We start from the raw sequence: 19,702 nt of genomic DNA on the forward strand, positions 1-19,702 counted from the left end.
CGTCGCTGTGCGGGTGGCGCCAGCGCTCGTGCGGCTTCGGCGCGTCCTCGGCGTCCTGGGGCGGGTCGGACTGCTCGAAGCTCGGCCGGCGGACGCCCTCGGGCTCCGGCACGTCCACCGGCCGGGCCCCGGAGCGCGGCGCGGGCTGGTAGTCGACAGCGTCGCGCGCGCCGTGCGCGCCCTCGGCGGCCGGCGACTCCGGGGCGTGGTGCTCCATCCGGAACTCCTCGGCGAGGTGCTGTGGCGGCTTGGTGGTGCGCTGCGGCAGGTCGCGGCCCAGATCGGCGACGAGGGGGCCGTACTTCAGGTCGAACGCCGGACGTTCGGAGCGGATCCGGGGCATCCGGTCGAAGTTACGCAGGGGCGGCGGGCAGCTGGTGGCCCATTCGAGGGAGTTGCCGAAGCCCCAGGGGTCGTCCACCGTCACCATCGCCCCGTACCGCCAGGACTTCCAGGCGTTGTAGATGAAGAACAGGGTGGACAGGCCGAGGATGAACGAGAAGATCGTGGAGACGGTGTTCAGAGTGGTGAAGCCGTCGGTGGGCAGGTAGTCGGCGTACCGGCGTGGCATGCCCTCGTTGCCCAGCCAGTGGTGCACGAGGAAGGTGCCGTGGAAGCCGATGAACATGGTCCAGAAGTGCGCCTTGCCGAGCCGCTCGTCGAGCAGCCGCCCGGTCATCTTCGGCCACCAGAAGTAGTAGCCGCCGAACAGGGCGAAGACCACGGTGCCGAACACCACGTAGTGGAAGTGCGCCACCACGAAGTAGCTGTCGTGGGTGTGCCAGTCGACCGGCGGGCTGGCCAGCAGGACGCCGGTGAGGCCACCGAGCAGGAAGGTGACCAGGAAGCCGATGGCGAACAGCATCGGCGTCTCGAAGGTGAGCTGACCCTTCCACATGGTGCCGATCCAGTTGAAGAACTTCACACCGGTGGGCACCGCGATCAGGTAGCTCAGGATACTGAAGAACGGCAGCAGCACCTGGCCGGTGGCGAACATGTGGTGCGCCCAGACCGTCATCGACAGCACGGTGATGGCGATGGTGGCCAGCACGATCCCGGTGTAGCCGAAGAGCGGCTTGCGGGAGAAGACCGGGATGATCTCGGTGATGATGCCGAAGAACGGCAACGCGATGATGTAGACCTCGGGGTGGCCGAAGAACCAGAACAGGTGCTGCCAGAGCATGGGGCCGCCGGTGGCCGCGTCGTACACGTGCGCGTTGAGCAATCGGTCGGCCGAGAGCGCCAGCAGCGCGGCGGCCAGCAGCGGGAAGACGAGGATCACCAGCACGCTGGTGAACAGCATGTTCCAGGTGAAGATCGGCATTCGGAACATGGTCATGCCGGGGGCGCGCAGGGTCAGGATCGTCGTGATCAGGTTGACCGCGCCGAGGATGGTGCCGAGCCCGGAGACGACCAGGCCGAGCACCCACATGTTCGCGCCCACTCCGGGGCTGTTCTCGACACTGCTCAGTGGGGTGTACGCGGTCCAGCCGAAGTCCGCCGACCCCTGCGGGGTGAGGAAGCCGCCGACCACCATCAGCCCGCCGAAGAGGTAAAGCCAGTAGGCGAGCGCGTTGAGGCGGGGGAACGACACGTCCGGCGCGCCGATCTGGATCGGCACGATGTAGTTGGCGAACCCGAACGCCGCGGGCGTGGCGAAGAGCAGCAGCATCACCGCGCCGTGCGAGGTGAAGAGCTGGTTGTACTGCTCCGGGGACAGGATCTGCATCCCCGGGCGGGCCAGTTCGGCCCGCATCACCATCGCCTCCAGGCCGGCCAACAGGAAGAAGCCGAAGGAGGTCAGCAGATACAGCAGGCCGATCTGCTTGTGGTCGGTAGTGGCCAGGAACTTGATCAACGAGCTGCCGGGAACCGGTGCGCGTACCGGTCCGGGGAAGCCCCCGAAGCGGGCCGGTGCCAGGATCGCCGGGCCCCGATCTCGACCGGGTTCCGTGGTTACCCGCTTGGGCATGGCTGCTCACCCCGTCGTGACGGCAGAAAGGACGGGCGTGCCTACCCGACCCTCGCACCATGTAACCAGGCCAGAGCGGTAAATTCAGTCAGAACGCTGGTACCGGCCGCAAGCGCCTCGAACGCTCAGGTTGCCGGCAGCATCGCCCAGACGGCCTTGCCCTGACCGGCCGGCACGCTGCCCCACCGCTGGGTCAGCTCCCGGACCAGCATCAACCCTCGCCCACCCTCGGCGTGCAGGTCCGTCCCACCCGCACGGGCCTCGGCGCTGCTGCCGTCCACCACGGCCAGGTGCAGATACGGCCGGCGCAGGGTCACCGTCACCTGCATCGGCGTGCCGGCGTGGCGCACCACGTTGCCGACCAGCTCGCTGAGCACCAACGCGGCCGGGCCGGACGCGTCGGGCAGGTTCCACCGCGCGCACGCCTCGGTGACCAGCTCCCGGGCCCGCCGGCAGGCCCCGGCCACCGGCTCCAGCCGGGCCCGCATCCGCAACGGAGACGTCGTGCCGGCCAACCGGGTCGCCTCGGCGCAGTCCGCGGAGACCGGAAGCACCCGGCACGTGGTCGACTCGGCCAGCCATCGGGCGGCGATCGGCGACGGGGAGCAGAGCAGCACCGGCACCGCCGGCCACTCCTCGGCCCGGCGGGCTGTCGCGGCGAACACCGACAGCGCCAACCGGTCCTCCACGCGCACCCCGGCCATGTCGACCACCAGCGCCTCCGGCTGGTCGACCAACGCGTCGCTGAGCGCCTGGTGCACCGAGCGCATCGTGCCCAGGTGCAGGGGGCCGGTGAGCCGGACGACCGCCACCGGTGCGGTGGTACGCACCTCGCAGGTGATCCCGCTCGACATCGGCGCCTCAATTCGCTGCTCTGGGTCGGGATCTGCCAACTACCCGAGGCCGCTCCCGATCAAACCGGACCGACGGCGGGGCGAGGCAGGTCACGTCGCCGCGACCCCAGGTCAGCGACGAGGCCGGCCGGTCAGGACGCCCAGGGCGATCATGCCGACGCCGAGCCCCAGATGCAGCCAGCCGTCGGCGTCGTTGACCGGCAGCACGTTCGCCCCGGTGTCGTGGTCCACCGCCAGCCCGTAGAGCCAGAGCACCAGATAGACCGCGCCGCCGCCGATCAGGAACGCCCGAGCGCCGGTGACCGTCCGGGCCAGCAGCAGACCCACCACCCCGTACGCCAGATGCACCAGGTTGTGCAGCACCGACACCTGGAAGACGCCGAACAGGTACGCGCCCGAGTCGTGGCCGGCGAAGCGCAGCGCGTCCATGCCGGTGGTGATCCCCGGCACGAAGCCGAGCACGCCGACCAGCAGGAACAGCACGCCCACCGTCGCCGCCGCGCGACGGACCGGCGGTTTGCCGTCGGCCGGGTTGGGTCGGGCCCGGGAGTGCGCCATCGGTCCGACCATTCCCGGCTCCTCGTCGCGCGGCGGGCATGAGCGCTGCCGGCTACCCGCCCGTGCGACCGGCAAACCGGTTGGCACCGCCACCGGTCAGGCCGGCAGCAACCTCGGGGCGCTCGCCGACTGCCGGACCCGCTCGTACAGCTCGACGTAACGCTGTGCCATCACCGCAGGCGTGAAGCGCTGCGCGGCCACCCGCCGGCACTCGTCGGGGTCGAGCAGCTCGGCGGCGAGGACGAGGTCACCCAACTCCTCCTCGTCGGCGGTGAGCAGCCCGGTACGGCCATGCTCGATCAGCTCCGGCAGGCAACCCCGGGAGGTGGCCACCACCGGCGTACCCAGGGCGAGCGACTCGACGACAGCAGTGCCGCCCGGCTCCTCCCACCGCAGCGGGAACAGCGACGCGCGGGCGCTGGCGAGCAGATCGTCGCGCTCCTGGCCGGCCACGGTGCCGACCCAGCGGACCAGGTCGCCGTCGACGTGCGGTGCCACCTCGTCGAGGAAGAACCGCACGTCCGGGTTCTGCCGGGCCTCGTCGCCGGCAGCGGCCAGGTCGGCTGGCCGGTGGTACGGGCCGACGGGGCCGGCCAGCACCAGCGGAATACCGACCCGGTGCGCGAGGCGGGCACCCACGTCCTGCCCCTTGCCCGGGTTGATCCGGCCGAGGATGAGCAGGTGCTCGCCCTTGTCCGGTCGGGGTCGCCGGTCGGCGTCGACGGCGAGCGGCGTGGACAGGTGCACGTGCCCCACCGAGTGCTCCCGCAGCGCCAGCGGGGCGCGGGCCAGCTGCGACGCGGAGACGCCGTTGACCCGGACCCGGTCGCCGCCGTCCAGGCTGCCGTAGAGCGCCGGGTGCTTGGCCAGGTCCCAGTGCAGGGTGTGCAGGGTCGGCGGCCCGGACGGCCCCATCGCGGCGAGGGTGGCCAGCCCGACCGCCTCGACGTGATCGTGCACCAGGTCGATGTCGTCGCGGGAGTGCAGCTCCCGGACCACCCCGGCCAGGTGCGCCTGGGCGATTCCGCAGACCTGGTTGTACGGCCGCTGCAATGCGGCGAACTGCCCGTCGGCGAAGACCGAGACCTGCTCGTCCACCGGCAGGGTGCTGCTGCCCACCGAGGCGAGCACCACCCGTACGCCCAGTCGCCGCAGCTCGGGCACCAGCGTGGCGATGACGTTCTCGATGCCGCCGTAACCGGGCGGCGGCACCGACAGCCACGGGCCGGCGTTCATCAGCACGGTGAGGCTCCTGGCGCTCACGCGGCGGCCACCCGGCGGCGGGGCACCCGGTGGCGCAGTTCGGCCAACGGCGGGCGTTCCTCGATGGACACGTCGCTGACCACGATCTCGCGGTCCAGGTTCGGCAGGGTGTCGGAACCACCGCGACGGAACTGGGTCAGCAACGACTCCGGCGCGAACCCGGGGGTCGCCCAGCCGCGCCGTTGCAGCCGGGTCCAGGCCGTCAGCATGATCTGCGCGGACATCCGGCCCAGGGCGGCGGTGTCCTGGTGGCGGTGCTTGCGCTCACCGAGGTCGACCTGCGCGAGCGCGTCCAGGCCGACCAGGTCGAGCAGGTCGATCATCATGGCCGTCTCCACCCCGTACCCGGAGACGAACGGCACCTGGGCCAGCACGTCCCGGCGGCCCGCGTACTCGCCGGCAAGCGGCTGCACGAAGCCGGCCAGCTCGGGCCAGAAGAGATTCAGCAGCGGTCGGGCCATCAACTCGGTCACCCGGCCCCCGCCGTCCTGCTCCACGCTGGCGGTGCCCACCAGAGGGCGGTGGTAGAAGCCCTTCACGAAGTCGACAGACGGGTCGGTCAACAGCGGCCCGAGCAGCCCGCTCACGAAGTGCGGCCGGAACTCCCGCAGGTCGGCGTCGATGAACGCCACCACGTCTCCCTCTGCGGCGGCCAGCCCTGCCCAGAGTGCGTCGCCCTTGCCGGTCAGCCGGGGCAACCCCCGGGTCATCGCGTCCTGGCTGACCACCTCCGCGCCGGCGGCACGGGCCACCTGCGCGGTCCGGTCCGTCGAGCGGGAATCCACCACGATCAGCTCGTCGACCAGTGCGACCCGATCCATCAGGTGCTCCCGGATCGTCGACACGATCGCGCCGACGGTGGCCTCCTCGTTGCGCGCCGGCAGCACCACGCTGACCCGGGTCTCACCCTTGGCGCGCATCAGCCGACGGGTCGGCCAGTCGGCCGCCGCCGTCGTCCGGTACGTAGCCCACGCCTCGACCACAGGCGACACAGTCGATGTCATATCCCGCACGGGCACCCCTCCGTTCGTGCGTGGAAAAACCGAATTTGGTTGTTCCCATTCCTCATCACCCGCTAACCGCATTCTCGGCAACAGCTTGATCACAGAGGTGACGACAATTCGTTCCCGGGCGATGAACGTTTGATTGCGCACAGCTCAGGGGACTGCTCCCATCGCAGATGAAAAGTCTTCGAAGGGGTGTGGGGATGCGGAACTGTCGGGTGGGGCTGGTTGGTGCCGGCGGCGTGGCACAGCGTCATGCGCGGGTGCTGGCCGAGTTCGACGACGTCGAGCTGGTTGGGGTCACCGACGTGGCGCCGGAGGCGGCGTCCGCGCTGGCCGCCCAGCACGGCGGGCGGGCCTTCGCCGACGTCGCCGCGCTGCTGGCCGCCGATCTGGACGCCGTGTACGTCTGCGTGCCACCGTTCGCGCACGGCCCCGCCGAGGAGGCGGTGATCGAGGCCGGGGTGCCGATGTTCGTGGAGAAGCCCGTCGCGGTCGACCTGAGCACCGCCGAGCGGATCGCCGACCTGGTCGCGCGGCGAGGGCTGCGCACCGCCGTCGGCCACCACTGGCGCTACCTGAGCGTGCTCGACCAGGCCCGCGACCTGCTCGCCGACCGTCCGGTGCGAATGGTCAGCGGCGCCTGGCTGGACAAGGTGCCCCCGGTGGCGTGGTGGTCGCGGCGGGACCGCTCCGGCGGGCCGGTGGTCGAGCAGGCCGCCCACGTGCTCGACCTGATCCGCGTGCTGGCCGGCGAGGTCACCGAGGTCACCGCGTACGGCAACGGCACCCCACCGCCGGTCGACGGCGCCGACATCGACTCGGTGACCACCGCCGCGCTGCGCTTCGCCGACGGCGCGGTCGGCACGCTCAGCGCCGCCTGCGTCCTCGGCTGGAAGCACCGCGCCGGCCTGGAGATCCTCGCCGACGGACTGGCCCTCGCGATCACCGAGGAAGGGCTGTCGATCCGCGACGCCGACGGCGAACGACACGTCCCCGCCGACCCGGAAGCCGCCCGGGTGGCGGTGGACCGCGCGTTCGTCGACGCCGTGCGCGGCATCGGCGACGACGTGCGCGTCCCGTACGCCGAGGCCCTCGCCACCCAGCGCCTGGCCCTCGCGGTGGCCGACTCGGCCCGTACCGGCACCACGGTGCGGCTCGCCACCGCGACCGCGCCGGCAGTGCTCGCCACCGGGGTGGCAGTCGATGCGTGACAAGGTCGTGGTGGTCACCGGCCCCGGCCGGGTCGACCTGGTCGAGCAGGACGCCGCCCCGCTGCGCCCCGGCACGTTCCGGGTCGAGACGCTGTTCAGCGGTGTCTCCGCCGGCACCGAGCTGAGCTACGTCAAGGGCACGAACCCCTACCTGAACGTCACCTGGAACCCCGACCTGGGCCTGTTCCAGCCGGGCGCGGCCAGCACGCCCTACCCGGTGACCCGACTCGGCTACATGCAGGTCGGCCGGGTGGTGGAGAGCGAGACCCCGGCCGTCGCGGTGGGCACGGTCGGCGCGATGACGTACGGGCACCGCACCGGCTGGCTGGCCGACCCGGTCGCCGAACGGTTCGTGGCGCTGCCCGACGACCTGGACCCTCTGCTCGGCGTCTACGTCGCGCACATGGGCCCGATCTGCGCCAACGGTCTGCTGCACGCCGCCGCCGACCTGCACGGCACCGACGTCCGCACGCTCGGCGACGGGGTACGCGGCCGACGGGTCGCCGTCGTCGGCGCCGGTGTCGTGGCGCTGCTGACGGCGTTGTTCGCCCGACGCAACGGCGCCGCGTCGGTGGTGGTGCTCGACCCCACCCCGCACCGCCGCCAGGTCGCCGAGGCGCTCGGTCTGGAAACCCTCGACCCCGACGCGGACGACCCGGCGGTGGTGCTCAAGACCCGTTGGGCGCACACCGCCGGCGACCGGGGTGCCGATGTGGTGTTCCAGTGCCGGGGGCAGGCGTGGGCGCTGCACCTCGCCCTGCGGCTGCTGCGGCCCCAGGGCACCGTCATCGACCTCGCCTTCTACCAGGGCGGCGCGGACGCGGTCCGCCTCGGTGAGGAGTTCCACCACAACGGGCTGTCGCTGCGCTGCGCCCAGATCGGCCGGGTGCCTCGCGGGCTCGCGCCCACCTGGGACCGCGAACGGCTCTCCGCCGAGACCGTCGACCTGCTCCGGACGTACGGCGACGCGATCCGTAAGCATCTCGTCTCGGCGGTGGTGCCGTTCGACGAGGCGCCCGCCCTCCTCACCGACCTGGCCGAGCGTCGTCGCCAGGAGCTTCAGGTGGTGCTCGCCACCTGAGCCGCCGTCGCCGCGTGCCGAGGGCGGCTACCGTTCGCGACATGAGCACCGTGCAGGAACGGCCGGTTCCCGGCGACACCTCGACCGACCGGCCGGCCGGCGGCAGCCCCGCGGGCCGGCCGGTCGGCCTGGCCGCGTTGCTGCCGTACCTGCGGGAGCACCGCGGCACCCTGGTCGTGGTGGGCGCGCTGTCGCTGATCGGCTCGGCGGCGTCGCTGGCGCAGCCGCTGCTCACCCGGTCGGTGCTCGAGCGGATCGGCGCCGAGCAGGGCGTGTCCCGGCTGGTGGCGGTGCTGGTGGCCCTCGTGATTTTCGGCGCGGCGATCGGTGGGCTGCGCGACTACCTGCTGCATCGCACCGCCGAAGGAGTGGTGCTGGGCACCCGGCGGCGGCTCGCCGGCCACCTGCTGCGGCTGCCCATCGCCGAGTACGACCGCCGCCGCACGGGCGACCTGCTCTCCCGGGTCGGCTCGGACACCACACTGCTGCGCGCCGTCGTCACCTCCGGGCTGTTCGAGACGGTCACCGGGGCGGTGACGGTGGTCGGCGCCGGCACGGCCATGGTGCTGCTCGACCCGCTGCTGTTCGGCGTCACCCTGCTCGGGGTGGCGCTGGGGCTGATCTTCGCCGCCACCTTCGCCCGCCGGGTCCGGGCGCTCGCCCGGGTCGCCCAGGAGCGGATCGGCGAGATGACCTCGGCGGTGGAGCGGGCCATCTCGGCGGCCCGGACGATCCGGGCCAGCCGCGCCGAGACCCGGGAGACGCAGACCGTCACCGGCAGCGCGCGCGAGGCGTACGCGGCGGGGCTGCGGGTGGCCCGGGTGCAGGCGTTGGTCGGCCCGATCGGCTCGGTCACCGTGCAGGGCGCGTTCCTGCTGGTGCTCGGCATCGGCGGGGCGCGGGTCGCGGCCGGGGCGATCTCGGTCGGTGACCTGGTCGCGTTCGTCATGTACCTGTTCCTGCTGGCGCTGCCGTTGGGGCAGGTGCTGCGGGCGTACACCCAGTTGCAGTCCGGCCTCGGCGCTCTCCAGCGGATCGAGGAGATCCTGGCCGTCCCCGCGGAGGGCGCGGACGACCGGCCGGCGCCCGGCAGCGCGACGGCGACCCCGCGCCGCCCGACCCCGATGATCGAGTTCGACCGGGTCAGCTTCGGCTACCCGGGCGGCGAGCCGGTGCTGCACGAGGTCAGCTTCGCGGTCGCCGCCAGCACCCGGACCGCCCTGGTCGGTCCGTCCGGCGCCGGCAAGTCCACACTGCTGGCCCTGGTCGAGCGCTTCTACGAGGTGAGCGCCGGCGCGGTCCGCCTCGACGGCACCGACGTACGGGACCTGCCCCGCGACGCGCTGCGGGCCCGACTCGGCTACGTCGAGCAGGAGGCTCCGGTGCTGGCCGGCACGCTGCGGGAGAACCTTCTGATCACCACACCGGACGCCAGCGACGACCGGTTGCGCGACGTCCTGGACGAGGTCAACCTGGGCCACCTGACGCAGCGCACCCCCCTCGGCCTCGACGTGCAGGTGGGCGAGGGCGGAGTGCTGCTCTCCGGAGGTGAGCGGCAGCGGCTGGCCATCGCCCGCGCGCTGCTCGCCGGCCCGCCGGTGCTGCTGCTCGACGAGCCGACCAGCAACCTCGACTCCCGCAACGAGGTCGCGCTGCGCCGCGCCATCGACGCCGTGGCCGTCCGCCGGACCCTGTTGATCGTGGCGCACCGGCTCGCCACCGTGGTCGACGCCGACCAGATCGTCGTCCTCGACGGCGGCCGGGTGGTGGCAGTGGGTACCCACGCCGAACTGACCGCCACCGACCCGCTGTACCGGGAACTCGCCAGTCACCAACTGCTGGTCGGGTGACCGACGCCCGGTCGCGGCGAACTTGCCGGGCGACCGGGCCGCGCACGCCGGCCAGAATCGCGTACCGTTGCCGCTCATGGGTGTGTCGCAACGGTTCAAGAGCAAGTTCCGGCGGTTCCTCCAGCGCCCCGGCTCGACCGTGGATCTTGCTCCGCTGGAGAAACTGCTCCCGGCGATCGAGGCGCGCGAGGCTGAGCTCACCGCGCTCGACGATGCCGAGCTGACCGCGGCCGCGGGTGCCGCCGCCGGTTACGAGGAGATCTGCGCCGTCGGCCGTGAGGCCGCCCGCCGCGGCCTCGACCAGCGGCCGTACGACGTGCAGCTGCTCGGCGCGATGTCGCTGCTCTCCGGCAAGGTCGCCGAGATGGCCACCGGTGAGGGCAAGACACTGACCGCGACGATCGCCGCGTACGGGCACGTCCGGCTCGGTAACGGCCCGGTGCACGTGCTGACCATCAACGACTATCTGGCCCGCCGCGACGCCCAGTGGATGGAGCCGGTCTACACCCTGCTCGGCCTCACCGTCGGCTGGGTCAACGAAGCCTCCACCCCGCAGGAGCGGCGCGACGCGTACGCCTGCGACGTCACCTACGTCTCGGTCAGCGAGGCGGGCTTCGACTACCTGCGCGACCAGCTGGTCACCGACGTCGAAGACCGGGTGCAGCCCGCGCTGACCACCGCCATCGTCGACGAAGCCGACTCGATCATGATCGACGAGGCCCGGGTGCCGATGGTCCTGGCCGGCGCGGTGCCGGGCGAGCAGGACCCGGTGCACGCCGCCGCCGCGCTCGTTCGTGGCCTGCGCAAGGGCAAGCACTACACGGTCGCCGAGGACGGGCGCAGCGTGGCGTTCACCTCCGCCGGCCTGGCCGCCATGGAGGCCAAGCTCGGCATCGACCTGTACGACGAGGAGCACGTCGAGCAGCTCTCCGCTGTCAACGTGGCGCTGCACGCGCACGCCCTGCTGCACCGTGACGTGGACTACATCGTCCGGGACGGCTCCGTCGAGCTGGTCGACGAGATGCGCGGCCGGGTGGCCCAGCGCCGCCGCTGGCCGGACGGTCTCCAGGCCGCTGTCGAGGCCAAGGAGGGGCTGGACGCCACCGCCGAGGGCGAGGTGCTCGGCACCATCGCCATGCAGGCGTACATCGCGCTCTACCCGAAGGTGTGCGGGATGACCGCCACCGCGGTGCTCGTCGGCGACCAACTGCGGGAGTTCTTCAACCTCGAGGTCGCGGTGATCCCGCCGAACACCCCGTGCATCCGCGAGGACGAGCCGGACCGCATCTACGCCACCCGGGCGGAGAAGGACGAGGCGCTCGTCGACGAGATCCAGCGCGCGCACGCCAAGGGGCGGCCGGTGCTGATCGGCACCCTGGACGTCAAGGAGTCCGAGGGGCTCGCCGCCGGGCTGAACGCCGCCGGGGTGCCGTGCGTCGTGCTGAACGCCAAGAACGACGACGAAGAGGCCACGATCATCGCCGAGGCCGGCGCGTACGGCGCGGTCACCGTCTCCACCCAGATGGCCGGCCGTGGCGTCGACATCCGCCTCGGCGGCAGCGACCAGACCGACCAGGAGCGGGTCGCCGAGCTGGGCGGGCTCTACGTGATCGGCAGCGGCCGGCACGACAGCCGCCGGGTGGACGACCAGTTGCGTGGTCGGGCCGGCCGGCAGGGCGACCCGGGCGGCTCGGTCTTCTTCGTCAGCCTGGAGGACGACCTCGTCGTCCGGCACGCCGCCGACTCGGTGCCGGCGTCGCCGCGGATGAACGCCGACGGTCTGGTGACCGACGAGCAGGTCGACTACGCGGTGGAGCACGCCCAGCGGGTCGCCGAGGGCGTCAACCACGAGATCCACCGCAACACCTGGCGCTACAGCGTGGTCATCGAGCAGCAGCGCAAGGCCCTTGCCGCGCGCCGGGAGCGACTGCTGACCAGCGACGTGGCCGCGGTGATGCTGCTGGAGAAGGAGCCCGAGAAGGCCGGCGAGATGGACGAGGACCTGCTCGCCCGTGCCGCCCGGTCGATCGCGCTCTTCCACCTGGACCGGCTCTGGGCCGAGCACCTGGCCGAGCTGTCCGAGGTCCGCGAGGGCGTGCACCTGCGCGCGCTCGGCCGGCTCGACCCGCTGGACGAGTTCCACCGGGCCGCGGTGCCGGCGTTCAACGACCTGATCCCGGAGATCGAGGCCCGCACCATCGCCACCTTCACCGAGACCGAATTCGATGAGGACTGGCAGCCCGACGACGGCACCCTGGTCCGGCCCACCGCGACCTGGACATACCTCGTGCACGACAACCCGTTCGGGTCCGAGCTCGACCGTCTGATCGCGTCGATCGGGCGGCGGCTCGGCGGCGGCTCGCGCTGACGTTTCGACCGTCGGGGCCCCGACCGCGCTTCCGCGCGCGACCGGGGCCCCGATTTACGCCGTTTCGACCCAGGTTTCCCAGGGTAGTAGGGCTGGTCGGTCGAGCCGGGAGAGAGCAGACGATGACACAGGCGACGAAGCGTACCGGTCAGGCGCGAGACGGCACGGAGGCTGCGAACCGGTGAACCTCGACACGCGGGAACCGGTGGTGCACACCCTTGGTGTGCTGGAAGCAGCCGCACTGTTGCGGGAGCTGACTGCCGGGCTGATCGCCCTGACCGACTTTGATGAGGCGCTGCTGGCCCTGGTCCGCGTCACGCGGGACGCCCTCGCCGGGGTGCGCTGGTGCGGGTTCACCGCCCTGCGGGCCGGCGAGCCGGCCGGGGTGGCCGCCTCCGACGACGGGCTGGCCGGGCTGGACGACCTGCGACACGGGCCGGACACTCCGGCGATGAGCGCGATCCATCTCCGCGAGATGATCCTCGCCGCTGACCTGACCGGTGAGCCCCGCTGGCCGGCCTGGACGGCGCACGCCCGCGACCTCGGCGTACGCGGGGTGATCTCCGCGCCGGTCGACATCGACGACCAGGTCATCGGGGCGATCAACCTGTACGCCGCCGCGCCGGACCTGCTGACCCCGCAACACCAGTTGACCGCCATGCTGCTCGCCGAACACGCCGGTCTGCTGCTCGCCGCCGTCCGTGACCGCAACCGACAGCTCACCCTTGCCGGTGAACGGGACGCCTCACTCCTGCACGACGGGGTGGTGGGCCAGGCCGTCGGCGTCATCATGACGCAGCGCGGGTGCCCTCCGGCCGAGGCCCTCGACGTGCTGCGGACCGCCGCCTCGTCGCTGGACATCCCGCTGCGCGAGGTGGCCGAGCGCCTGGTCCGGACGGTCTCCCGCCAACGCGACAACTGACCCCGGCCGGCATCTCCACCGTGGCGCCGCCCGTGAGTCCTTGAACCCGCGGGTGTCGCAGTCGCGCGGACGCCCCGACTTCCGGGAAGCCGAGTCGATCAGAGCTGGTCCGGCGGCGGCTCCGGTGCCCGTTCTTTCTGCTGCCGGCGAGTCGGGCGGCATCGTTTCGTCGCGACCGCCCTCGGGTAGCACTCTGGTCAGGTGAGCTGCGCCGACCCGGGGGAGGACCGATGCAGAGCCGGCTGCGGGTGCAGGGGCATCCGATCCAACCAATGCTCGTGACGTTCCCGCTCGGGCTCTTCGTCAGCGCCACCGTCTTCGACCTCACCGACGTCGTCGGCGGGCCCGCGTTCCTCGGCGAGGTCGGCTACTGGACGGGCGTCGCCGCGCTCGTCGCCGCCGCCCTGACCGCCGTGGCCGGCATGATCGACCTGTGGGACGTGCCGGGCGACCGTACCCGCCGCACCGCTGTCGCCTTCAACCTGGTGAACGCGCTGATGGCAGCCATGTTCCTGCTCACCTGCCTGGTCCGGTCACAATCCCCGCAGCACGGCGCGTCGGTCCCGATCCTGGCCACCGAGCTGGTCGCGTTGGCCGTCGGCGCGGTCGGCGTGCACCTGGGCGCACGGCTGATGCGTCAGTTCGACAGCGGACGTACCGAGACCGGCGGTCTGGACGCGCTCGCCGGCATCCGTACGGCTGGTCGGCCCACGATCCGCTGACACCTTCGCTCCCGAAGATCTCGCGCCTGCCACCTGGGCCCCGCATGGCACCGCTCACACCGCGCTTCGCCAGCTCGTGTGCTTTCCCCGGGCAGACCTGGCCGAGCCGCACGACATGGGCCCCGAAGGCGCTCGGATCCTCCAGACCGCGCGTGAGGAGCAGAGGCTCACGGGCACCTCGGCCGGGCGGCGCAATTGGGTTGCCGGCCGGGTGACCGGCCGCGAGGCTGACCGCCATGACCGCTGAGCGTGACGCCGAGGACTTGATCGCAGAGGCAGCCGCCGCGCCCGTCGATGGTTGGGGCTTCGACTGGCTGGCCGGCCGGGCCACCGAGGAGCGTCCACCCTGGGGGTACGCCCGGCTGGTCGCCGACCGGATGGCGCGGGCCGACGCGGCGCTGGACGTGGACACCGGCGGCGGGGAGGTGCTCGCCGAAGTGCCGCGTCCCCCACAATTGCTGACGGCGACCGAGGCGTGGCCGCCGAACGTGGAGGTCGCCCGCCGGACCCTGCGTCGGGTCGGCGCGTCGGTGGTCGCGGTCGCCCCGGACGGGCCGCTGCCGTTTCGCGACGCCTCGTTCGACCTGGTGGTCAGCCGGCATCCGGTGCGTACCGACTGGGTTCAGACGGCGCGGGTGCTGCGACCCGGCGGGACGTTCCTGTCCCAGCAGATCGGCGCCGGCACCATGCGGGAGCTGAGTGAGGCGATCCTCGGGCCGTTGCCACCGCCGACCCAGCGGCACCCCGAACACGCGGTCGCCGCCGCCGAGGCCGCTGGCCTGCGAGTTGTCGACCTGCGGCGGGCCACGCTGCGGGCGACGTTCGCCGACATCGGCGCGGTGGTCTGGTTCCTGCGCAAGGTGATCTGGACCGTGCCCGGGTTCACCGTCGACGGCTACCGCGCACCTCTGCGCGACCTCCACCACCGCATCGCCGAAGAGGGCCCTTTCGTCGCCCACGCCCAACGCTTCCTCATCGAAGCCACCCACCCCTGAACCACCCGTCCCCGCCCCGCCCCCGCCAGACCCCGCCCCCGCACGAGCCCCCGATACGCGTCGATCTTGCACTTTCTGTCCCGGCAAAAGCCGTCCAGAAGGGCAATCCGACCACCGAAACTGCAAGATCGGCGAGGCGAGGGCGGGGCGGGGGCGGGTGGGGTGGGGTTAGTGGGGGTGGGTTTGGTGGTGGGTTGCCAGGACGTCGGCGCCGAAGTCGCTGGCGGGGCGGCGCAGCACGGTGTGCGCGTGGTTGCCGTCCGCTGTGGTGTTGTCGTACTCGATCAGCAGGTCGTCGCCCTGCACCCGGTAGTAGTGCCGCCGCCCGGGGTGGGTCGGGCCGGCCCAGGCGAAGTGCAACGGGCCGGAGTCCAGTCGGTTCGCTTCCCGGATGGCCAGCTCGGGCGGCAACCGGTCGAGGTAGAGGGCGACCACCTGGTCGAGCAGGGCGCGGCCGGTCGGTCCCAGCCGCTGCGCCGGTACGCCGAGGGGCTCCAGCGGCGCGTCGACCCGCCCACGGGTGGCGCTGATGATGTCCGCCGGCGCCTCGTCGGCGATGATCGCGGCGGCCCGCTCGGCGGGGCCCAGCGCGTCGAGCAGGGCGCGGGCCAGGTCCTCTTCGACACCGAGTGGGCGGGAGACCGGCCGGCCGGCGTAGCGGACCGCGGCCGGGTTGGCGCCGAAGAAGATCGGCGCGGGGGAGACCTGACCGTCCACCACTGTCATGTTCACCGACAGGTGGTGCCCTTCGAGTCGCCACGCCCAACGGTCGTCGCGCGCGGGGTCACCGAACACGGCCACCCAGTAGTCGGCGCTGTGCCGCCCGCGCTGCCAGCCCTCGGCCCGGTCCAGCACCTCCTCCAGCGAGATGATCGCCATCGCCTGTGCGTACGCCGAGGGGCTGAGCGCGGTGGCCAGCAACCGGTGCGCGGCCTTGCGGGCGGTGACGTCGAGTTCGGCGAGGCAGACGCCCGGTCGGGGTCGGGGCCGGTATTCCAGCCAGCGTCGGGCGGCCTCGTCGTCGAACGAGTGCGCGGCGCTCTCTCGGGCGGCGGGGTCGAGCGCGGTCAGCAGCGCGGTCGCGGACGCCCGCATCTGCTCCGGCAGGGGATCTTCCACCGACCCTGTATACCGGCCGGCCGTGCCGGTGTCAGCCGACGCGCAGCAGCTCTGTCATCTCCGGCAGGTCGAAGAAGCGCGCCGTCTCGATGGCCGACGGGTTGCCGTGTGCCGGATCCGCGCCGGCGGCGAGGAGTGCGCGGACCGCTTCGGCGCTGCTGCGGAAGACCGCCGCTGCCAACGCGGTCTGACCTCGGTCGTTGGCTCGGGTGTGGTCGGCGCCGCGGCTGAGCAGGGCGGCCACCGTGTCCGGGTGGGAGTGGTACGCGGCCAGGATGAGCAGCGTGTCGCCCTTGTCGTTGGTGAGGTTGACCGGCAGGCCGGCGTCGATCTGCGCCGCCAGGTCGTCGGTGGCGCCGGCACGGGCCAGGTCGAACATCCGGTGCGCGAACGCCAGCGTCTCGGCGTCGAGGTTCTCGGTCACCGTTCCAGGTTAGTCACTTCGGTCCTGATAGGTTGCTCGGCCGGTGTGCAGGGTGAGGGGTCCGATGGGTGAGACGGTGTACGTGGGCAACGCGGGCGTCGACGGGGCCACCAACGCTGGTTGGTTGCTCGGGCACTTCGCGCCGCCGGGGGAGATCCGGCACAGCACCGACGTCGAGGTGAAGTGGGGCGTGCATCCGCCCGGGCAGGCCCGGGCGCGGTGGGCGACCGGCGAGGTGCGCACCACTCTGCTCGTACTCGTCGAGGGGTGTTTCCGGGTGGAGTTGCCGGACCGGACAGTACGGCTGGCCGCTCCGGGCGACTACGTGGTGTGGGCGCGTGGGGTGGACCATTCCTGGTTCGCCGAGCGCGCGTCGGTGGTGTTGACAGTGCGCTGGCCCTCGTTGCCGGGCTACCGCACGGACCCGCCGGTGCTGCGCTGATTCACCCGAGCGGATGACCTGCGTCCCATCAGACGGAATTACCTACTAAACCTATAGGCTTTGCCATCTAGAGTACGAGGGCACCCCGCCGAACGACCCGCGAGGAACCGCCATGACGCACCACCGTCCGGAGCCCGACCTGCTCACCGTTGCCGCCGGGTGGGCCGACCCGGCCGGCTGGCCGGTCGCGCTGCGCTTCGATCCAGCCGAGCGCTGGTACGCCCGCCTCGCCGTCGGCGACGAACACGAGGTGTGGGCGCTGAGCTGGCTGCCCGGGCAGGGCACCGACCTGCACGACCACGGCGGCTCCTCCGGAGCGTTCCGGGTGGTCAGCGGCGTGCTCACCGAGGAGACGGTCAGCGCCGGCCGACTGCGCCCCCGACTGTTGCCGGCCGGTGCGGGCCGCCGCTTCGGCCCCCGGCACGTGCACCAGGTGACCAACCGGGGCGTCGATCCGGCGGTCAGCGTGCACGTCTACCGGCCGGCGCTGCTGCGGATGACCCGCTATCACCTCCTCGACGGGCGGCTGCGGGTCGCCGAGGTCGCCGAGGCCGGTCGGTCCTGGTAGTCGCGCGCCCCGAGAACCCCCTGTCACCGGAAGGAATCCGATAATGCAGACAACCGCCGAGCACTGTCCCGCCCCCGTGCCGCCACCGGGCTCCCGGGGCATCGACGAGATCCTGGCCGCCGCGCGGGCCCGGCTGCGCCGGCTGGACCCGGAGCGGGCGCACCTCGCGTACCGGAGCGGAGCGCTGCTCGTCGACATCCGCCCGGCGGCACAGCGGGCCGCGCACGGCGTGGTGCCGGGCTCTCTCATCGTCGAACGCAACGTGCTGGAGTGGCGCTTCGACCCACGCTGCGCGGCCCGGCTGCCGCAGGCCGTCGACTACGACGTGCCGGTGGTGATCCTCTGTCAGGAGGGCTACACCTCATCGCTGGCCGCCGCCGCGTTGCAGGACGTCGGCCTGCACCGGGCCACCGATGTGGTCGGTGGGTTCGCGGCCTGGCGCATCGCCGGCCTACCGGCCCTCGGCCCGACCCCACTGCACCACCCTTCACCCCTCGCGTCCCCGGTCAACGCCGGGTGGGCGCGCCGCTGACCGTCACGCCACACCCGGCGTGGCGCGCGTACCGCCACTCAGGAGGCACCATGTCCGTCGTCGCCATCCCCACGCGCCGTCACCCCGGCGTGCGCCCGTCGGCCCGTCCGCGCACCAGCCCGACCCTCACCATCACCCTCGACCTCGTCCCCGGGCCGCTGAGCCCTCGCCTGGCCCGGCTCGTGCAGCTGCTCGGCGAGCTGGCCGAATCGGGGGAGGGTCAACTGCGTGCCGTGGAGGAGCCCGCGTCGGGGCCGCGACCGGCCCCGCGCCCTGCCGCACCGGACCACGTCCGCATCCTGGCCGGCTCGCGGATGGTCCGCCAGGGTGACCGGGTCATCGCGCTGACCCGCATCGAGTACGAGCTGCTGCTGTTCCTGGCCGAGCGGCCCCGCCGGGTGTTCACCCGACTGCAACTGCTCTCCAGCGTCTGGGGCTACGAGCACGCGGTGGCCCGGACGGTGGACGTGCACGTCCGTCGGCTGCGCGCCAAGCTGGCCGGCTCGGAGGTGGTCACCACCGTCTACGGCGTCGGCTACCGGCTGGCCGACGAGGCCCTGATCAGCGTGGATCACAGCAGCTGAGCCCTGGTGCGGAGGCGACGTGACCGCCTGGTGAACCGGTCGGGGACCCCCGTAACGGGGCATGTCGACGACTCTGCTGTAATCATCAGGACTCGTACGCAGAGCGAGCATCCGGCTCCGATGCGTTCGTCAATTGTCACATTCATGCAACGTAGCCGCCTCTTGACCCTCGCCCAGGCGCCGGGAAGCATCGATGAAGCGGCGTCCCGGGCCGTGGGGAGATACCCGGACCAGCCCAAGGAGGACCATGTCGGTCAGCCCCGCCTCGTCGCGTGCCGGATGGCATACGTCCCAACCCGCGGTGCCCGGTCGACCTCCCGGCGGCCAGCGTCGCCCGGCGAACACCGCCGCGCCCGTGCTCACTGTGACGCTGTCCATCCCGCTGGCCTGTGAGGAGTCGCTGACCCCGGCGGCACGCCGGCTGTTGGAGGCCGCTCGCGAGATGCTGGAGCGGGGCGAAGGCGTGATCATCGGCTCGGTCCCGACCGAACGCCGCCCCGACCAGGCGCCCGCCAACCGGTCGCCGGCCCGCCCGATCAGCCCGACCATTCCCGCCCTGCACATCCTCGCCTCGTCGCGCTCGGTGCTGCGCGACGAGGAGCCGCTGCCGCTGACCCGGCTGGAGTTCGACCTGCTGCTGCACCTGGTCGCCCACCCGCGCCGGGTGTTCACCCGCCTGCAACTGCTCAACGCCGTGTGGGGCTACGAGCACGCCGGCGTGCGCACCGTCGACGTGCACGTGCGTCGGCTTCGCGGCAAGGTCGGCGTCGACGTCCCACTGGTCACCACCGTCTATGGCGTGGGTTACCGGCTGGCCGACGACGCCCGGGTCACCATCGACCGCAGCGGCTGACCGGCGACACCCACGCACCCGGCGCGGGGCAGGATGGTCCGGTGCGCATCCGCCCCATCTCGCCCGACCTGCTCGTCACCGAGCTGACCGGCCGGCTGGCCGACGAGGCGACCCGCGCCGCGAGCGCCGCCGCCGGGCCCGCGCGGCTGCGGGTGGCAGTGGATGGCGCCCCCGCCGCCGGCGCCGACGAACTGGCCGCGGCGCTGGTCGACCCGCTGCGCGCGCAGGGCCACCCGGTGCTGCACGTCCGCGCCACCGACTTCCTGCGCCCCGCGTCGCTGCGCTTCGAGCTGGGGCGCACCAACCCGGACTCCTTTCGATCAAGGGTTGGCCGGGGTCGACCAGGGCAGCGGGGTTAGGTTAGCCTAACCTCGGTC

Annotated in this window: 20 protein-coding genes; 13 read left to right on the forward strand and 7 right to left on the reverse strand. The window is 72.4% G+C overall.

What is annotated here, in order from left to right; translation table 11 throughout:
* The 5 genes from ctaD to AB0B48_RS21600 all read right to left on the reverse strand — a co-directional run.
* Window positions 1-1,972 (reverse strand): cytochrome c oxidase subunit I (gene ctaD / locus AB0B48_RS21580; protein ID WP_357204184.1); only part of this gene is annotated, 1,972 nt, incomplete at its 3' end.
* Window positions 1,973-2,097: 125 nt separating this feature from the next.
* Window positions 2,098-2,826: an ATP-binding protein gene (locus AB0B48_RS21585; protein WP_357204186.1), complete on the reverse strand. Its 729-nt coding sequence runs from the start codon at window positions 2,824-2,826 to the stop codon at window positions 2,098-2,100.
* 111 nt (window positions 2,827-2,937) lie between these two features.
* The gene (locus AB0B48_RS21590) at window positions 2,938-3,396 is read right to left on the reverse strand and encodes a DUF4383 domain-containing protein (protein WP_328654569.1); all 459 of its coding nucleotides are present in this window, start codon (window positions 3,394-3,396) and stop codon (window positions 2,938-2,940) included.
* 84 nt (window positions 3,397-3,480) lie between these two features.
* Window positions 3,481-4,620: a glycosyltransferase gene (locus AB0B48_RS21595; protein ID WP_357204216.1), complete on the reverse strand. Its 1,140-nt coding sequence runs from the start codon at window positions 4,618-4,620 to the stop codon at window positions 3,481-3,483.
* 23 nt (window positions 4,621-4,643) lie between these two features.
* Window positions 4,644-5,660 (reverse strand): glucosyl-3-phosphoglycerate synthase, encoded by a 1,017-nt coding sequence (locus tag AB0B48_RS21600; protein WP_355007873.1) that lies wholly within the window; start codon window positions 5,658-5,660, stop codon window positions 4,644-4,646.
* 194 nt (window positions 5,661-5,854) lie between these two features.
* Between AB0B48_RS21600 and AB0B48_RS21605 the strand changes: the two genes are divergently transcribed.
* From AB0B48_RS21605 to AB0B48_RS21635, 7 genes are all read left to right on the forward strand, one after another.
* Window positions 5,855-6,865: a Gfo/Idh/MocA family oxidoreductase gene (locus AB0B48_RS21605; RefSeq protein ID WP_357204189.1), complete on the forward strand. Its 1,011-nt coding sequence runs from the start codon at window positions 5,855-5,857 to the stop codon at window positions 6,863-6,865.
* Window positions 6,858-7,946, forward strand: a complete 1,089-nt coding sequence (locus AB0B48_RS21610; RefSeq protein ID WP_357204191.1) for a zinc-binding alcohol dehydrogenase — start codon at window positions 6,858-6,860, stop codon at window positions 7,944-7,946. Before AB0B48_RS21605 ends, AB0B48_RS21610 begins: the two co-directional genes overlap by 8 nt.
* Window positions 7,947-7,987: 41 nt before the next feature.
* Window positions 7,988-9,796: an ABC transporter ATP-binding protein gene (locus AB0B48_RS21615; protein ID WP_357204193.1), complete on the forward strand. Its 1,809-nt coding sequence runs from the start codon at window positions 7,988-7,990 to the stop codon at window positions 9,794-9,796.
* A gap of 76 nt (window positions 9,797-9,872) precedes the next feature.
* Entirely contained in the window at window positions 9,873-12,164 is a 2,292-nt protein-coding gene (gene secA2, locus AB0B48_RS21620; RefSeq protein WP_357204195.1) for an accessory Sec system translocase SecA2, read from the forward strand.
* A 181-nt stretch (window positions 12,165-12,345) separates the two neighbouring features.
* Complete coding sequence (locus AB0B48_RS21625) at window positions 12,346-13,086, forward strand: GAF and ANTAR domain-containing protein (protein ID WP_357204197.1); 741 nt, start codon at window positions 12,346-12,348, stop codon at window positions 13,084-13,086.
* Between the two features lie 230 nt (window positions 13,087-13,316).
* A complete protein-coding gene (locus AB0B48_RS21630) occupies window positions 13,317-13,808 on the forward strand; it encodes a DUF2231 domain-containing protein (RefSeq protein ID WP_357204199.1) in 492 nt (163 codons plus the stop codon).
* Between the two features lie 236 nt (window positions 13,809-14,044).
* Complete coding sequence (locus AB0B48_RS21635) at window positions 14,045-14,803, forward strand: class I SAM-dependent methyltransferase (protein ID WP_357204201.1); 759 nt, start codon at window positions 14,045-14,047, stop codon at window positions 14,801-14,803.
* A 168-nt stretch (window positions 14,804-14,971) separates the two neighbouring features.
* On the opposite strand, the gene AB0B48_RS21640 is transcribed toward AB0B48_RS21635, so the two are convergent.
* Both AB0B48_RS21640 and AB0B48_RS21645 read right to left on the reverse strand, forming a co-directional pair.
* Window positions 14,972-15,922, reverse strand: a complete 951-nt coding sequence (locus AB0B48_RS21640) for a DUF3500 domain-containing protein (RefSeq protein ID WP_357204203.1) — start codon at window positions 15,920-15,922, stop codon at window positions 14,972-14,974.
* Between the two features lie 31 nt (window positions 15,923-15,953).
* A complete protein-coding gene (locus AB0B48_RS21645) occupies window positions 15,954-16,346 on the reverse strand; it encodes an ankyrin repeat domain-containing protein (RefSeq protein ID WP_357204205.1) in 393 nt (130 codons plus the stop codon).
* Window positions 16,347-16,410: 64 nt separating this feature from the next.
* On the opposite strand from AB0B48_RS21645, the gene AB0B48_RS21650 reads away from it, so the two are divergent.
* The 6 genes from AB0B48_RS21650 to AB0B48_RS21675 all read left to right on the forward strand — a co-directional run bounded on the left by AB0B48_RS21650 (window position 16,411) and on the right by AB0B48_RS21675 (window position 19,684).
* A complete protein-coding gene (locus AB0B48_RS21650; protein ID WP_357204206.1) occupies window positions 16,411-16,788 on the forward strand; it encodes a signal peptidase I in 378 nt (125 codons plus the stop codon).
* A 112-nt stretch (window positions 16,789-16,900) separates the two neighbouring features.
* The gene (locus AB0B48_RS21655; protein WP_357204208.1) at window positions 16,901-17,356 is read left to right on the forward strand and encodes a cysteine dioxygenase family protein; all 456 of its coding nucleotides are present in this window, start codon (window positions 16,901-16,903) and stop codon (window positions 17,354-17,356) included.
* Window positions 17,357-17,399: 43 nt separating this feature from the next.
* Window positions 17,400-17,888 (forward strand): rhodanese-like domain-containing protein, encoded by a 489-nt coding sequence (locus AB0B48_RS21660; protein WP_357204210.1) that lies wholly within the window; start codon window positions 17,400-17,402, stop codon window positions 17,886-17,888.
* 50 nt (window positions 17,889-17,938) lie between these two features.
* Complete coding sequence (locus AB0B48_RS21665; protein ID WP_357204212.1) at window positions 17,939-18,472, forward strand: winged helix-turn-helix domain-containing protein; 534 nt, start codon at window positions 17,939-17,941, stop codon at window positions 18,470-18,472.
* A 247-nt stretch (window positions 18,473-18,719) separates the two neighbouring features.
* A complete protein-coding gene (locus tag AB0B48_RS21670; protein ID WP_355007887.1) occupies window positions 18,720-19,325 on the forward strand; it encodes a winged helix-turn-helix domain-containing protein in 606 nt (201 codons plus the stop codon).
* A gap of 41 nt (window positions 19,326-19,366) precedes the next feature.
* Window positions 19,367-19,684: a hypothetical protein gene (locus tag AB0B48_RS21675; RefSeq protein ID WP_357204214.1), complete on the forward strand. Its 318-nt coding sequence runs from the start codon at window positions 19,367-19,369 to the stop codon at window positions 19,682-19,684.
* Window positions 19,685-19,702: the final 18 nt, after the last annotated feature.

Source organism: Micromonospora sp. NPDC049089, assembly GCF_040648775.1.
GTDB lineage: Bacteria > Actinomycetota > Actinomycetes > Mycobacteriales > Micromonosporaceae > Micromonospora.